The sequence below is a fragment of the Bdellovibrio sp. HCB117 genome (assembly GCF_047305915.1).
Lineage (GTDB): Bacteria > Bdellovibrionota > Bdellovibrionia > Bdellovibrionales > Bdellovibrionaceae > Bdellovibrio > Bdellovibrio bacteriovorus_B.
In genome coordinates this window covers 967,853-981,500 of sequence record NZ_CP178622.1, presented here as the reverse complement: position 1 = coordinate 981,500, position 13,648 = coordinate 967,853, and the positions used below count along the sequence as shown (strand labels likewise).

General features: G+C 46.5%; 15 protein-coding genes. 6 read left to right on the top strand and 9 right to left on the bottom strand.

Going from position 1 to position 13,648, the window contains the following annotated elements; translation table 11 throughout:
• From ACLWBD_RS04800 to ACLWBD_RS04785, 4 genes are read right to left on the bottom strand one after another with little or no spacing between them, the layout of a single operon-like run.
• Positions 1-1,266, bottom strand: coding sequence for an ABC transporter permease (locus ACLWBD_RS04800; protein WP_413569775.1), 1,266 nt, complete (start codon positions 1,264-1,266; stop codon positions 1-3).
• Complete coding sequence (locus tag ACLWBD_RS04795) at positions 1,266-1,958, bottom strand: ABC transporter ATP-binding protein (protein ID WP_413569773.1); 693 nt, start codon at positions 1,956-1,958, stop codon at positions 1,266-1,268. The genes ACLWBD_RS04800 and ACLWBD_RS04795 overlap by 1 nt, the downstream gene beginning before the upstream one ends.
• On the bottom strand, positions 1,945-2,427 hold the full coding sequence (locus ACLWBD_RS04790) for a ZrgA family zinc uptake protein (RefSeq protein ID WP_063208969.1): 483 nt from the start codon (positions 2,425-2,427) through the stop codon (positions 1,945-1,947). The genes ACLWBD_RS04795 and ACLWBD_RS04790 overlap by 14 nt, the downstream gene beginning before the upstream one ends.
• 18 nt (positions 2,428-2,445) lie before the next feature.
• Positions 2,446-2,913: a DUF3299 domain-containing protein gene (locus ACLWBD_RS04785; RefSeq protein ID WP_413569771.1), complete on the bottom strand. Its 468-nt coding sequence runs from the start codon at positions 2,911-2,913 to the stop codon at positions 2,446-2,448.
• A gap of 103 nt (positions 2,914-3,016) precedes the next feature.
• Here ACLWBD_RS04785 and hisS point away from each other — a divergent pair, with 103 nt between their 5' ends.
• Together hisS and ACLWBD_RS04775 are read left to right on the top strand one after the other, a co-directional pair.
• Positions 3,017-4,264 (top strand): histidine--tRNA ligase, encoded by a 1,248-nt coding sequence (hisS, locus tag ACLWBD_RS04780; protein WP_063208967.1) that lies wholly within the window; start codon positions 3,017-3,019, stop codon positions 4,262-4,264.
• Positions 4,265-4,505: 241 nt separating this feature from the next.
• Positions 4,506-6,365, top strand: a complete 1,860-nt coding sequence (locus tag ACLWBD_RS04775; protein ID WP_413569770.1) for a C1 family peptidase — start codon at positions 4,506-4,508, stop codon at positions 6,363-6,365.
• 317 nt (positions 6,366-6,682) lie between these two features.
• Here ACLWBD_RS04775 and lgt read toward each other — a convergent pair whose 3' ends face one another.
• A complete protein-coding gene (lgt, locus tag ACLWBD_RS04770) occupies positions 6,683-7,741 on the bottom strand; it encodes a prolipoprotein diacylglyceryl transferase (protein WP_063208963.1) in 1,059 nt (352 codons plus the stop codon).
• 83 nt (positions 7,742-7,824) lie between these two features.
• On the opposite strand from lgt, the gene ACLWBD_RS04765 reads away from it, so the two are divergent.
• Positions 7,825-8,580 carry a hypothetical protein gene (locus ACLWBD_RS04765; RefSeq protein ID WP_253696901.1) on the top strand — a complete coding sequence of 252 codons (756 nt, stop codon included), beginning with the start codon at positions 7,825-7,827 and terminating at the stop codon, positions 8,578-8,580.
• A gap of 212 nt (positions 8,581-8,792) precedes the next feature.
• Here the strand turns inward: ACLWBD_RS04765 and ACLWBD_RS04760 are convergent, their stop codons facing one another.
• The 4 genes from ACLWBD_RS04760 to ACLWBD_RS04745 all read right to left on the bottom strand — a co-directional run bounded on the left by ACLWBD_RS04760 (position 8,793) and on the right by ACLWBD_RS04745 (position 12,066).
• Positions 8,793-9,536, bottom strand: coding sequence for a hypothetical protein (locus ACLWBD_RS04760; RefSeq protein WP_413569768.1), 744 nt, complete (start codon positions 9,534-9,536; stop codon positions 8,793-8,795).
• A 97-nt stretch (positions 9,537-9,633) separates the two neighbouring features.
• Positions 9,634-10,242 (bottom strand): porin family protein, encoded by a 609-nt coding sequence (locus tag ACLWBD_RS04755; protein WP_253696899.1) that lies wholly within the window; start codon positions 10,240-10,242, stop codon positions 9,634-9,636.
• A 4-nt stretch (positions 10,243-10,246) separates the two neighbouring features.
• Positions 10,247-11,437, bottom strand: a complete 1,191-nt coding sequence (locus ACLWBD_RS04750) for an RsmB/NOP family class I SAM-dependent RNA methyltransferase (protein ID WP_413569765.1) — start codon at positions 11,435-11,437, stop codon at positions 10,247-10,249.
• On the bottom strand, positions 11,434-12,066 hold the full coding sequence (locus ACLWBD_RS04745) for a hypothetical protein (protein WP_413569763.1): 633 nt from the start codon (positions 12,064-12,066) through the stop codon (positions 11,434-11,436). Before ACLWBD_RS04745 ends, ACLWBD_RS04750 begins: the two co-directional genes overlap by 4 nt.
• Before the next feature lie 165 nt (positions 12,067-12,231).
• On the opposite strand from ACLWBD_RS04745, the gene nrdR reads away from it, so the two are divergent.
• Genes nrdR through ACLWBD_RS04730 form a run of 3 tightly spaced genes read left to right on the top strand, consistent with a single transcriptional unit; the run spans position 12,232 to position 13,614 of the window.
• A complete protein-coding gene (gene nrdR / locus ACLWBD_RS04740) occupies positions 12,232-12,816 on the top strand; it encodes a transcriptional regulator NrdR (protein ID WP_063208957.1) in 585 nt (194 codons plus the stop codon).
• Positions 12,755-13,162 carry a transcription antitermination factor NusB gene (nusB, locus tag ACLWBD_RS04735; protein ID WP_063208956.1) on the top strand — a complete coding sequence of 136 codons (408 nt, stop codon included), beginning with the start codon at positions 12,755-12,757 and terminating at the stop codon, positions 13,160-13,162. Before nrdR ends, nusB begins: the two co-directional genes overlap by 62 nt.
• Entirely contained in the window at positions 13,162-13,614 is a 453-nt protein-coding gene (locus tag ACLWBD_RS04730) for a hypothetical protein (protein WP_413569762.1), read from the top strand. The genes nusB and ACLWBD_RS04730 overlap by 1 nt, the downstream gene beginning before the upstream one ends.
• Positions 13,615-13,648: the final 34 nt, after the last annotated feature.

Here is a 13,648-nt window from a genome sequence, read left to right as displayed (position 1 = left end):
TTAAAGCTTTACGCTCAATCCATCTTTCAAGGCTAAGTTCTGCGCTCGCAATGCCGGGATCAATCCCATCAGCGTACCACCAATGAAGGTGATGCCAATATACAGAAGCTCGATTTTAGTGACCCAAGGGCCAACAAGATAAAGGCCGAACTCACTTGCGATCCACGGGCGAAGAATCGCGATCAGCGTCCAGGACAGAAGCGTTCCTAATGCAATACCCACAACCGTCAGTAGCGCTGATTCAAATACCAAAAGACCGACGATCTGCGATGACTTTGCGCCCACCGCTCTTAGAATCGCCATTTCACGACGACGTTCATTCAAAGTTGTCGTTAAGGCAATCAACATCGAAACAAGTCCGACTAAAACCACCATCCACGAAATGATTCTTAGTACGCCTTCGACGTAAGAAAGACCATTCCAAAGCTCACTCAACGCTACACCGGGAATGATCGCTAGTAACGGCTCTTCTTTATACGTATTGATGTCACGCTGAAGTTTTAAAGTTTCAATACGGGATTTCGCACCAACAAAAAAAGCTGTGATCGTGTGAATTTTCATTCCTGCGCGAGAAAGCTGTTCACGAGGAACCGCCTTTTCTGCGGTGGGAGCCGCACCGTCTGCCCAATCTACATGCAATGCTTCCATTCCTTCCAAGGACATATAAACCGCGCGGTCTAACGGAGTACCCGTGGCTTCCATGATACCGGTGACAACAAAAGGTTTGTCGGCGTGATTTTGAATCCCCTCTCCTTTTGTCACTCCATGCGCGACCACAATACGGTCACCCAAACGATACTTCAGTTTGTGCGCAACTTCGGCACCAATAACCACATCCCATAAGTCTTTAAAGACCTGGCCTTGGCTTAATTGGATCTTTTCGCTGCCACGAAAGTGGTAGTGCTTAAAAAAATCTTCATTCGTACCCACGACACGAAACCCGCGGTGACCATCGCCTAATGAGTATGGGATAGTCCATTCAATGGCCGGATTCTTTTTAATATCCTCGTAAGTCTCATAGGAAATATTATGAGTGGCATTTCCCATATTAAAGACCGTGTACAGGATAAGCTGCAAAGATCCACTGCGAGCTCCGACAATCAGGTCCGTCTTACTGATAGTTTGGGTAAAGCCCTCTTCCGCCGCTCTTTTGGCTCTTTCAACTGATAAAAGAAGCGTCACGCTCAAAGCGATGGAAAGTACGGTCAGCGTTGTAGCAAAAGCGCGGTTCTTCAAAGATTTGATAGCAAGTTTAAGAAAGACCATTATCCAACCCTATTGATGGAGTCCAACGAGATGCTGCGACTAAAAAGTTTTTCCATGCTGCGATCGTGAGATACAAAGACTACGGTTGTGCCGTACAGGTCGGCGAGCTCAAACATCAGCTTCAGGAATTTTTCACGATGATCTGTATCTAAGGCCGATGTCGGCTCGTCGGCCAGAATCAGATCAGGCTTTCCTAAAAGGGCTCGTGCTACCGCCACACGCTGTTGTTGCCCGACACTCAACTCCGCGACTTTTTTACTTAGAAGATCGCCAATACCCAAGTTTCCGCACAGGGCGCGAATCACCATTTCGGTATCCACACTACCCAAACGGGCCTTGCGTGCAGGGCTCAAATGCAAAGGCAATTCGATGTTTTCTTGCACGCTCAGGTAGGGGATCAAATTGAAGTTTTGAAAAACGTATCCCATGTGCTCAGCACGAAACGCATCGCGATCGGCGTCACTCATTTTCACGAAATCAAAACCTAAAATTTTAAGACTGCCTTGGGTTGGCTTCAGGACACCTGAAAACATTTCCAACAATGTCGTCTTGCCTGTTCCGCTCGGGCCATAAAGAAAGAGCTCCTCCCCGCGCAACACTGAAAATTCAGGGATTTTCAAAGTGGGTTGAGTTGCGCCGGGGTAAGTGTACTGCAGATCACGTACTTCAATCAGGATGTTACTTGAGCTCAACAGTGTCTCCGTTCTTCAAAACTTGCGTGGATTTTTGCACGCCATCGGCAAGAATATCCACTTGCACTTTCTTTAAACGCGGAAATTGTTTTGAAAAATTAAATGTGATCGTACTACCCGCAGCCGGAGCTTCACAAGTTACATTGAATTCAGCTTCGACTTCCGCATGCGAATCATGTTGGTTCACTTCAAAGATGTCTTTTTTAATTTCGCATTTAAGTGCTGGATCCAAGACAATCATTTCGCCGATTTTTTCTTCGAGTTTCGCTAAAGCTTTGTCTTTTTTCTGTTTGTCGGCTTTGCTCTTGGCTTGATGTTCGAATCCAATGATGGATTCAGCAGGGACATGCAATTCAATTTTTCCGCTTTTACCATCAAAAGCCACACTGGCTTTGCCCGAGCCGTGTACATGGGACCCGTGTTCACGCGCAGCAAAGACCATGGCTGATAATAGAAGAACCTTCATCATAGAGACCTCCTCACAAAGTTATTTGTACGGCTCTACAGCTTCACCTACGAGCTCAAACGATGCATCTCCGTACATGGATTTTTTCGTTACGAGATTCAAAGTGCCATAAACCCAGATAGGGCCTACAGCCACTTCGGTTCCTTTTTTCATTTTTACGTAAACCATCTGATTCGGTGGCGGTGGCGGCACGTGGATACAAGCCTGAGGGCTTGGTACTAATAAAAACTCCACCACGTCTCTTTGGTCGTCTTCAAGCGGCACCATGAAACCAGGGATTTTCACACCCTTGCCGTTCAAAGCCTGGAGTTCCGAAGAAGATTTGCCCGTAATGTAGTCCATCTCACCCAAAAGACGCCAATCCACTTCAACTCCCGTTAAAGCGGCACCTTTGCTGAACATTGATTGATAGACCACCGCGCCGATAACGACGATCAAAACGGCAGCTCCTGCGATAACCCATTTTTTCATTTTCTGTGCTGATTCCATGTCATTTCTATTAAAAACGCGGACCCACTTAAATGCAATAGCTTTGCGCACTGCCCGAGCCTCTGATATAACCTAATTTCCCTGTTAGTATTGAGGACGTAATATGAGCAACAAAATTCAGAGAGTTCGTGGCACCCGCGATCTGCTTCCCGAGGACAGTCTTCTTTTCCGTTTTGTCGAAGAATCAGCCTATGAAAAGGCTCTTTTGTACGGATATGGAGAAATCGAAACCCCTATTTTTGAATTTTCTGACGTTTTTCATCGCACGCTTGGTGAAACTTCCGATGTTGTGAATAAAGAGACTTACGACTTTACAGATCGTGGAGGAGAAAGTCTCACATTAAGACCTGAGGGAACGGCCGGAGTTGCACGCGCTTTTATCTCTGAAGGCATGATGCAGAACCTTCCTTTGAAATTTTATTATTCTGGCCCCATGTTCCGATATGAACGACCACAAAAAGGACGTTATCGTCAATTTTACCAATTGGGCGCAGAGTGTTTAGGTTATGACAGTCCGCTAGCTGACGTGGAATGCATTGCAATGGCGTGGGACATCTTAAAGAAAATCGGCATTTCCGCGGAGTGCACACTCGAGATCAATACCTTGGGTGACAGTGAAAGCCGCGCTGCCTATCGCGATGCTTTGGTGAAATATTTCACCGAACACCAGGATCAGCTTTCTGCTGACAGCAAAATGCGTTTAGAAAAAAACCCGTTGCGCATTTTAGATTCAAAAGACGAAGGCGATAAAAAGCTGAATGCCGGAGCACCAAAGCTTGAGCAATACTTGAACGAAACATCTCAAACCTTCTTCAAAAAAGTTTTGGCGGGTATTGAAAAATTAGGAATCCCTTACAACGTGAACTCGCACCTCGTGCGCGGTTTAGATTATTACTGTCACACTGTTTTTGAATTCACGACAACGAAGCTCGGCGCTCAAGGAACAGTCCTTGCCGGCGGACGCTACGATGGTTTGATTGAAACTATGGGCGGTCCAAAAACTCCAGGCGTAGGCTGGGCCGCGGGCATTGATCGTTTAGCGGATCTGACTCCGAAAGAATTGGCGACGAAAAAAGAAGTTATCATCGCCGTTGTCGGGGCGGATGATCAAGGCGAAGAAGAAAGCGTCAAAGTGGCGCATGAAATTCGTTCTCGCGGCTTCAAGACAGAAAATTTTCTTTCTGGAAAAATGCAAAAGAAAATGCAAAAAGCCAACAAGATTGGCGCGCATTACGCATTGATCCTAGGTGGTAATGAAGTAACCAATAAGACGGTCACCGTGAAAAACTTCGGAACCGGAGAACAAAAAGAAATCTCTCGCACCGAGCTTGCCGCTTTTGATTTTAAATAGAGGTCCTGTAAAAGACTTCGACTAAAGACTTATCTTCAAACGGCGAAAGGTTTTCCTTTCGCCGTTTTCTTTTTTATTCTCGCCGAAATTATCGACAAATCTCGAGTTTATAACCTCGCATTCGCATTTGAATGGATCATTTCTTTAGGGATTTTAGAGCTTTGCTACTTAACATTGTGACCAAGTCGCACTGCCGGACTTGCTGGCGGGTGCGGAACTAAAAACCTCTGGAGAAAAAGAAATGAAAAACTTTTTGAAACCTGTCGGCGGAATGATTGCGCTGACATTAAGTCTGCACGTTTCTCCGTCCACCGCTCTTGCTAACAATCAAGGCTTCCGTCCCGGCCTGAAAGAGATGACTCAGGAAGAGCAGCAAAAACTGCAACGCCGTAAAATCAAAAAAGTTCGTCCGAATCATTTGGGCTTAGAGCGCGTTAATAAAGAAAGAACTCGTCGTGGCCAAGCACCAGTTCAAATCGATACGACAAAACCAGAAGTTGAAGTAGAAGACAGCTTGCAAGCTCCTTCGTCTTCGCAAACGGCGGAGAGTGCCGCAATGGCGACTCTAGGATCAGCGCCCGCGCAAGTTGACAACTCGGCTTTACCTTCGTTCCCCCCTATTGTCAGCCAAGGAACCTTGGGCTCGTGTGTGGCTTTTGCTACGACCTATTATCTGATGAGCCACGAGGTGTGCTTAACATTGGGTTGTAATAACAAAACATCCGCTGCTCGCATTTATTCTCCCAAATGGACTTATAATATGATCAACGGCGGCGTCGACAACGGTTCCTCTTTGTCGGATGCTTTTGCGGTGATGGAAAAGCATGGCGCTGCCACATCGGCAGAATTCCCCTATGACAGCGACTACCGCGCCTGGAGTATGAACTCGGATCATTGGAAACGCGCGATCAATTCACGCATGAAACCTTTTAGCTATTCCCGCATTAACACTGATGCGGATATGGCGAACGTAAAACAAATCTTAGCCAATGGTCACGTGGTGTCTTTTGGTACCTATATCAACAGCTGGGTGTACCGTACAGTGCAAGCAAATCCACAAGCGGCTTCAAATCCTTTTGTGGGCCAAGCCATCGCAACACACATCAACGGCACGGTTTCTGGTCATGCCATGGTGATCGTCGGTTACGACGACACGATTTGGACAGATATCAATGGCAATGGTGCGGTTGAAGCTTCTGAAGTGGGCGCATTTAAAATTGCCAACTCTTTTGGTGCGTCTTGGAAAAACCAGGGTTACGCCTGGGCTTCTTATGATGCCTTCCGCGCAACCTCAACGGTTCCAAACTTTGCACCCGCTGGCAGAATTCAGCTTACGCAAAGTGGAATGGTATTTTATTCGACTTACACGTCGTACGCTCCTCGCTTGTTAGCGGAAGTCAAAATGTCGCACGCAATGCGCACACAGATGTCATTGCAGTTCGGCTCTTCGGCAAATACGTCAAGCAGTCCTTCGGCGACGTGGTCACCGTTCGCTTTCGCAAATCGCGGTGGTAACTATGCATTTGACGGAACAACGGCAGAGAAACTTGGAAGCTTTTACTTTGATATTTCTTCGTTAGCTGCATCTGACATCAATACGCAGAAGTTTTATCTGACTATGAAAGACTCAACTGCCGGAAGTGCTTTGACGACATCGGCATTCAACATCGTAAATCCAAGTGTGGGAAATACTTTGCTGTCAGCAGCGAATGTACCACTGACTGTAGATGGAAATTCAAGTATGTTGGTTGCGGGAACAACGCCAGCACCGACACCGACTCCAACTCCGACCCCCACGCCTACACCGGTAGTTGATACTATTGCACCGTCTGCCCCGACTGGATTGACATTGTCCCTAACGACATTCAATCGCAACAGAACTGCAAGATTCAACTTGGGTTGGACTGCTTCGACGGATAACGTGAAAGTAGTAAAATACTTCATCTATCGTAACGGGGTAAAAATCACTGAAACGACTTCACTGAGCTACGGCGACAGCAACATCAAAAAGAACGTGTACTATAACTATCAGTTCACAGCCGTCGACGCCGCAGGAAACCAATCCGCGAAATCCGGCACCATCGTTGCTTTGTGGCGATAACAACAGAACTCCCCAGGGATTCCTTGGGGAGTTTTTTTATGTTCATCCAACAGAAATTCTTACTGCCAACAAGTTCATCTATCTTCATTTCACTTAACTCAGAACTTATAACGCACACGCTTACCGCCACCGTGGCGGTAGAATACGCTGACCGCTGAAACATGGCACGGCTGTTTACTGCCACGATGGCAGTGAAATTTCTTACTTCCACCGTGGAAGTGAATTTGTCCCTGCAAGACGCGACGATACGATAACTCAAAAACAAAAAGCCGCTGAAAAGCGGCTTTTTTATTCAGAATTTATTTTTCAGAAAAATCCTACTTACGATTCAACTTGATCGATTGACCGCGACCCCAGCCAGGAATCTTCAATGAACTTGCGCGAGTCCATACGAACATCATAACAAAGCCCAAGATTAACATTCCGATACTGAGAAGCTGACCGCGAGTCAGGCCCATCCATTGAAAGCCGATATGAGCATCAGGCATACGGAATTGTTCATCAGCAATACGGACAATCGCGTAGAAGATGATAAAGCACGCGGCGATGAAGCCTGGTTTACGTGGTTTTCTCCAAAGGAAGAAAAGAAGAATGAAAAGCAACAAGCCTTCACCAAAAGCGGCAAATAACTGCGACGGATAACGTGGCGTCAATAAAGGCGCAATCGCCTCTTTCGCTGCTTCGTTGCCGTTTTGAATCGCATCGATGGCTTTCGTCATCAACGAGTATACTTGTTCACGAGCTGAACCATCGAAACGGTATTTATCAACAAGTTCTAACCATTGCTCGCGAGCCACACCGACTTTTTCCATCACCGGAGTCAACTCACCCAACTTCGCAAAGTTTTGATTTGGCCAAGTGTAAATATCTTGAGGGAATTTCACTGCCAGTGGGTAAGACGGATCACATTCGCGTCCCACCAATTCTCCGTTGATGAAATTCGCGATGCGCCCAAAGAAAACACCCAAAGGACCTGTCACCGCGACAAGGTCAAAAAGATAAAGAGTGTTGACGCCATACTTTCTGGCATACAACATACACGCGATCACGATACCGATGATACCACCGTGGCTTGCCATCCCACCTTCGTTGACAGCTAGAACTCCCCAGAATGGGAATTCGGGTTTGAACTTCCACAGAAGATCAATGCCATAGAAGAATACATATCCTAAACGACCGCCCACCAAAGTTCCGATCGCAGCATACGTGATAAAATCGCCCACCATGTTTGGTGCCAAGCCGGAACGCTGTCTTTGCGCCAACCAACGAATCAGCAAGTAAGCACAAATGAACCCCATCATGTAAGAAAGCCCGTACCAACGGACGCCAAAATCTCCGGAAATTCTTAGTGCAAACGGGTCGAAATCATGAACCACAACGTATCCTTTTCTGAGACGTTAAAACTGTATCAACGTGGGAATATTTAGACGTAGCCCTATAAAAGCGGGAAAATAGGGGTATGTCTAGATTTTCATCTCTGCTTCTACTCTGCATTATGGCCTTTTCAGGCATCTCCGAGGCACAGTCCAGATCTCGCTGGGGAAGTGGTATCGACTTCACTCAACGGGCTGCTAATCGCGAAAAAAGCCGCTGGTCTTTGACGGAGTGGCTGGAAATGAAGAATCGCAATCGCATGATGGATATGTGGCTTTCCATGAACTCTCCCTCACCTTTTGAGTTCATGATCGGAGGCTCTTACAACTCTTTCAAAACCGAAGTTCAAGATTCTGGCGTTGAAAACTCGTACACAAGCTTCGCTGGAGAAGCTTCGGCCTACGCGCAATTCGTGGGGCTCACCGCGGAATATGAAAACAACACCGAAGAGAGTTTCAACGATCTGGCCGGAATGCTGAACATCCGCCTTTTAGGGAACTCCATTCAAAACACGTCATTCACTATTCATTATGGCCAACGCACGCGTGAAAGCAGTGATTCGCGGCTTTCACAGCAATTCGGTCAAGCATCGTTGCAAGTTTATTTAACCAAGTACTTTGGATTAGACGGGAAATATCGTTATTTCCTTCCCACTTCCACGGATGAATTAGGAGATGTGGAAGGAAGTTACACCGAGGCCGGGCTTTTTATAGACTTTAAAGCCGTGCGCATATTCGGTGCCTGGTATAAGGAGAACCAGAAAACAAAAATCCCTGCGGCGACGGATGACACGGTCACCGATCGCCAAGGGATTAGGTCAGGTTTGAAAATCTACTTCTAGATTCCGCAAAAAAACAAAAGGGCCCTGATGGGCCCTTTTTTATTTATGAAAGTATGAGCATTGATAAATGCGTAAGCGAAGCTGCTCAGAGATAAATCCGAGTTCCGCAGCGAGCCACTGCACGCATTCAATACCACCAAAACACACGAGCGAGGACTGTCTGAGGATTTATCTCTGAGCAGCTTCGCTTGCGCGTTTACCGATGGCTAAAACTAGTCCATGTGGACTAGTTTGTTTTCGCCGCTTACGAAGTATGTCTCTGTAGACTGTTCGTGAGCCATTGCTGAAGTCACTTTCCATTCCATGTTCATTTGCATTCCTGCAACTGGATCACGTTTTGTTCCAGTGTTGAATACAGAAGGGATCACCGCCGTAGCATCCAATTGGAAGCCCCAACCTACAGATACGTTCGCAGGTTGGAAAGTCGCGTTTGTGATGTATTTACCGATACCGTCAGCAGAACCACCGGCAGTGTAAGTCACACGGTAAGTGAAATCTACAACTGTCATACCGAAACCATTTTCGTATTGAACGTTGTAAACTTTAGATTGAGGGATGTTCCAGCCAGAAAGATCTGACCAGCAAGACAAACCTTTTGGAAGAGCATTTGCAGTGTCCAAGTTGATGTTTACAACCGGGCGACCTGCATTGATCACGTTGAAGATTTTTTTACCGATGTTGATGATTTGATCTACGATCAATTCAACAGCGTCTAGAGGATTCACAGAACCCAATGTTCTGTCGCCAGTGAATTTTGGCGCCAAAGGCATTTGAGAAGAGTTGCAGTCTGCATTCAAACCATTCGCTTTTTTCGCGAACAAATGCATTTGTGGAGCGTATTGCTCAGTGACGTCAGTAACTTTTACTTTTTTGATTTCGAAATAAGCATTGTCTGCTGCGAAAGCAGAAGTAGCCATTCCCAAAGTCAAAGCCATTGCTACTAGAGAACGAATCATTGTGGACCCCCTTAAATTGTTGCCGAGGGTTCTATCAAGCTGAATACGAGCTTTCAAATGAAAAAGAAGTGTGCCAACGAAAAGAGCGCGCGTCGCGTTACCACTCTTTAGTTAGCATAAGCATTGGAAATATCCAGGATTTTGAGTTCGACGTGCTGGATTCAACATTGTCCACAGTCTTCTTTGTGTAGCTTGCCAGATAATAATTTAATGAAGCGCCGATATGGAAGCCTTCACGAACCTCTGGGGCCACGGCAAATTGAAGCCAGAAGCTGGTTCCCTGCCAGGTCTCGGTGTCACTGCCACTTTTGTAAGAAGCTCGGCTTAAAATATTATAAGCGGCACCCAAACTGTAAAGTTCGTTACGACCAAACTGCCACTTCAAATAAGGACCCGTATCCTGAGAGGCGAAACTCAATTCCTCATCGCCACTGTCCGTGTGAGAGATGCCCGAGTAATTCCACCCGCCCCAGATGTGTTTTTTAAGACTAAAAAGAACGCCGACGTTATAGAAATACTTCGAAGATTTTTTCGCTTCACTGGTAGAGAGATTGTCAGACATATAAGTGCCACCCAATTCAACCAGGGTGCCCGCGGAAGCGGATGTAGAAACTAGAAATATTAGAAGCAGAACGATTTTCTTCACAGAATCTTTATCGGAAGAACTTCGCGAAGGATCAATTACATCCTTCGCATTGTGAATCATTTTTTTACTTACGACGTTCTAACAGAGCCGCATAGAAGCCATCATAGCCCTCGACTTCTGGACGTAAGTGCATTTGCTTAATCAAAGTCCAGTCGTCCCCGCGCTCGGCCAAGAATCTTTCGATCTGTTTTTCATTCTCACTGGGAAGCAAACTGCAAGTGGCATAAACCATCTTGCCGCCCTTCTTTGCCATCGGTGAATAGCTCGTCAAGATTTCATACTGAAGGGCATGCAGACGATCAATTTCTTCGTTCGTCAGTTTCCACTTCGTATCAGGATTGCGGCGCAAAACACCCATTCCCGAGCATGGCACGTCTAACAAAAGACGATCCGCCGATTCGTACATGCGCTTAATAACTTTTGTTGAATCAATCAAACGTGTTTCAATCACGTCAACACCATCACGGCGCGCACGCACTTTCAGTTCCTGCAACTTCCACTCGTGAATATCTAAGGAAATAATCTTCCCTTTGTTCTTCATAAGCGAAGCCATGTGCAGACTTTTTCCACCGGCTCCCGCGCACGCATCAACCACACGGTGACCTGGTTGCACGTCCAATAAAGGAACGACCATTTGTGAAGCGGCGTCTTGAACTTCAAACAATCCATCTTTAAATGGTTGCGTGATAAAGACGTTTTTTCTTTCGGTTAACTTCAAAGCATGCGGCAAATCCGGAGACACTTTCGTCGCCGAAATCCCTGCTTCGGAAAGAGTTTTTAAGAGAGTGTCAGGGTCCGTTTTCAAAGTGTTCGTGCGCAAGAAAACTTCAGCCGGTTGATTCAATGCACGCACGGTTTCTTTATAACCAGGTCCCAACTCTTTTTCTAATCGAGCTGCCATCCAATCAGGAATGGACTGAGCGATCGCGAAGGAAGGCATGTCTTTAAGACGAGCTTGAACGGCTTTCACATCAACGTCAGAAACTTCATCCCAATCAGGAAGTTCATTCCCCTGACGAATCCAGTAAGCGGCCCAGATTTTCCAAAAATCATTGTCGTCCACAAGATACGCCAAAAGACGTTCCCAACGAACGATTTCATAAATGCTTTCAGCGAAAAAACGGCGATCACGAGAGCCCCATTGTTTTTGAGCTTTCAGATTGCGCTGAATAACTTTGTCTGCGTACTGCCCTTGTTCAAAGACTTCATCAAGGGCGTCAATAATAGTTCCAACTAAGTGCTTATGAATTTTCAAAACGTAAATACCAATCCGCCAGCGAGGAAGGTTCCGTTAAACTGGCCTGAAGAGAGCAAAAGGATGTGGTTTTTTAATCCAGCTTCGATGAAGAAGCCAGTGTTTTCAAAAATATCAAAGAAACGAGCCCCCGCTACGAGCTGGTAATCCAAAGAGAGGGCGGATTTGCTGGAAGCTTGTTTGAAAAAAACTCCCAGTCCCACACCCGCTCCGAAATAAAGTGGAAAACGTGAAGAGGCGTCAGGAAAAGTCAAAAGCGGCAAGAAGGACAATTTGGAAGGCGTTTCACCACCCACATCAAACTCCGTGTAGTCCAAGCGCAGATTCAAATCCATCGAGTTCTGCCACTCCCCCACGCGGTAAGTGACACCAAAGTTCATTTTGCCAACGTCGTCTTCCTGTCCGTTCTTACCCCAATCGTAAGACTGAGAGCCCATGTAACGACCAATGTGTAATGCAAGATAATGATCCTGAGGACCACCACCGTAGCCGCCACCATAATTTTGAGAGGGTTCTCTTTTTTGGAAGTATTTAGCGGCGGCATCACGCCCCACCACGGGCTGAGACTCTTGGGCCATAGCAACAGAGCTGACTAACAAGGGCAAAATCATGATGAGAAAAGTCTTCACACGCACCTCAATTCTGAGTCTTCAGTGTAACTAACTTTTACCAATGGTGTTAAGCGCATGACGCACGTAGACATATAAGACTGGCCCAAGCGCGGTGAATTGATGATTGACTCTCTAGCGGCGGCTCCCTAATCTCCAGGCGAGTTTAAGGCGGGACCAAAGACTATGAAATGCCCCTTCTGTGGACATGCTGATGACAGAGTACTAGACACGAGAGTGCAAAAAGATGGTAGCATCCGCCGCCGTCGTGAATGCCTTGAGTGTAAGGCTCGTTTTTCAACCGTAGAAACTATCATGCTCGCCTTTCCGTTCATCATTAAGAAAGATGGACGCCGTGAACCTTTCAGCAAAGAGAAAATCTTAAAAGGTCTTCAAGCGGCCTGCCAAAAACGCCCTGTGGGTTTAGCGCAAATTGATGCCGTGGTGGAAAGAATCTCTTCCTGGGTTGTGAATCGTGGGGAATCCGAAATCTCTTCACGCTTGATCGGGAAAAAGGTCATGGCGGAACTTAAACAACTCGACGACGTGGCTTACATCCGCTTCGCGAGCGTGTACCGAACTTTCAAAGACGTTCAAGAATTTGTCGAGACTTTGGAAGATGCTGAACTGCTTGATTTTGTCGATGCAAATAATCCACAATTAAGCCTGACAGCGATGAACTTTGTAGAAAACGAAAAGAAGCCGAATAATGAAACTGACAGCAAGACGACAAGCCCGCGAACTCGCACTCCAAATCCTATTTCAAACTGAGTTCGCTCCTCAGATCAGCTACCAAACATTTCTTGATGTCTTCGAACAATCTGTCGACCCTGAAGTGATTTCTTACGCCGATCTTTTGGTCACCGGTGTTCAATCCAACAAAGCCGCGATTGACTCTAAAATTCAGGCTTCCAGCGCTCATTGGAAAGTCGAGCGCATGGCGACGATTGATCGCAATATCTTGCGTGTCGCGGTCTATGAAATGAAGTTTGCGGCAGATCCCATCAAAGAAAACATCGCGATCAACGAAGCCGTTGAAATCGCCAAAAAATTCGGAACCACGGAATCCGCAAGCTTCGTCAATGGTTTGCTGGATCAAGTGGGTAAGGCCCACTAATGGCTTTAAGCGTGCTTTCTCAAGCCAGTGCCTTTAATCCCGGCTCAGAGCTGTGGATCGTACCGGATCTTGAGAAATCACAGTGGACCGCACGCCTTGATTGGTATTTGAATTTCCAATTGTGCAAGGCTTCGCGCCACGTATCCCCTTCCATTCCTAACTTTCTGCAAGAAGTTCTGTCAGAGACCGAACTTCCTAAAGTGCAGTTCGCCGTGAAAACCTCTCATCCCTTGATGATTGCGTCGGAAGAGCTTTTACCGAACAAATGGGTTGTCATCGTTCCTTGGCAGGATAACTTAGCGCCTTGGATCGCCCAGGTTTTTGAAGTTTGGCATAAACTCAAAGAACCTTCTTTGCGCATTTTCCTGCCACCTGGACAAAGTGCCGGGAAAGTTCAACAAGAATGGCAAGCTCACCACAGCTTCGAAGATTTCACCGTCGTGCTTGATTAACGTCCTTTTCTTTCTCACAATGAAAGTGAGGAGC

What these genes read in the sequence shown, in the direction of transcription:
- ACLWBD_RS04790 (WP_063208969.1), bottom strand. Translation starts at nt 2,427, where the DNA reads ATGATGAAGGTTCTTCTATTATCAGCCATGGTCTTTGCTGCGCGTGAA.
- ACLWBD_RS04775 (WP_413569770.1), top strand. Translation starts at nt 4,506, where the DNA reads ATGAAAAACTTTTTGAAACCTGTCGGCGGAATGATTGCGCTGACATTA.
- ACLWBD_RS04800 (WP_413569775.1), bottom strand. Translation starts at nt 1,266, where the DNA reads ATGGTCTTTCTTAAACTTGCTATCAAATCTTTGAAGAACCGCGCTTTT.
- ACLWBD_RS04785 (WP_413569771.1), bottom strand. Translation starts at nt 2,913, where the DNA reads ATGGAATCAGCACAGAAAATGAAAAAATGGGTTATCGCAGGAGCTGCC.
- ACLWBD_RS04730 (WP_413569762.1), top strand. Translation starts at nt 13,162, where the DNA reads ATGGCTTTAAGCGTGCTTTCTCAAGCCAGTGCCTTTAATCCCGGCTCA.
- ACLWBD_RS04765 (WP_253696901.1), top strand. Translation starts at nt 7,825, where the DNA reads ATGTCTAGATTTTCATCTCTGCTTCTACTCTGCATTATGGCCTTTTCA.
- ACLWBD_RS04755 (WP_253696899.1), bottom strand. Translation starts at nt 10,242, where the DNA reads ATGATTCACAATGCGAAGGATGTAATTGATCCTTCGCGAAGTTCTTCC.
- hisS (WP_063208967.1), top strand. Translation starts at nt 3,017, where the DNA reads ATGAGCAACAAAATTCAGAGAGTTCGTGGCACCCGCGATCTGCTTCCC.
- nusB (WP_063208956.1), top strand. Translation starts at nt 12,755, where the DNA reads ATGAAACTGACAGCAAGACGACAAGCCCGCGAACTCGCACTCCAAATC.
- nrdR (WP_063208957.1), top strand. Translation starts at nt 12,232, where the DNA reads ATGAAATGCCCCTTCTGTGGACATGCTGATGACAGAGTACTAGACACG.
- ACLWBD_RS04760 (WP_413569768.1), bottom strand. Translation starts at nt 9,536, where the DNA reads ATGATTCGTTCTCTAGTAGCAATGGCTTTGACTTTGGGAATGGCTACT.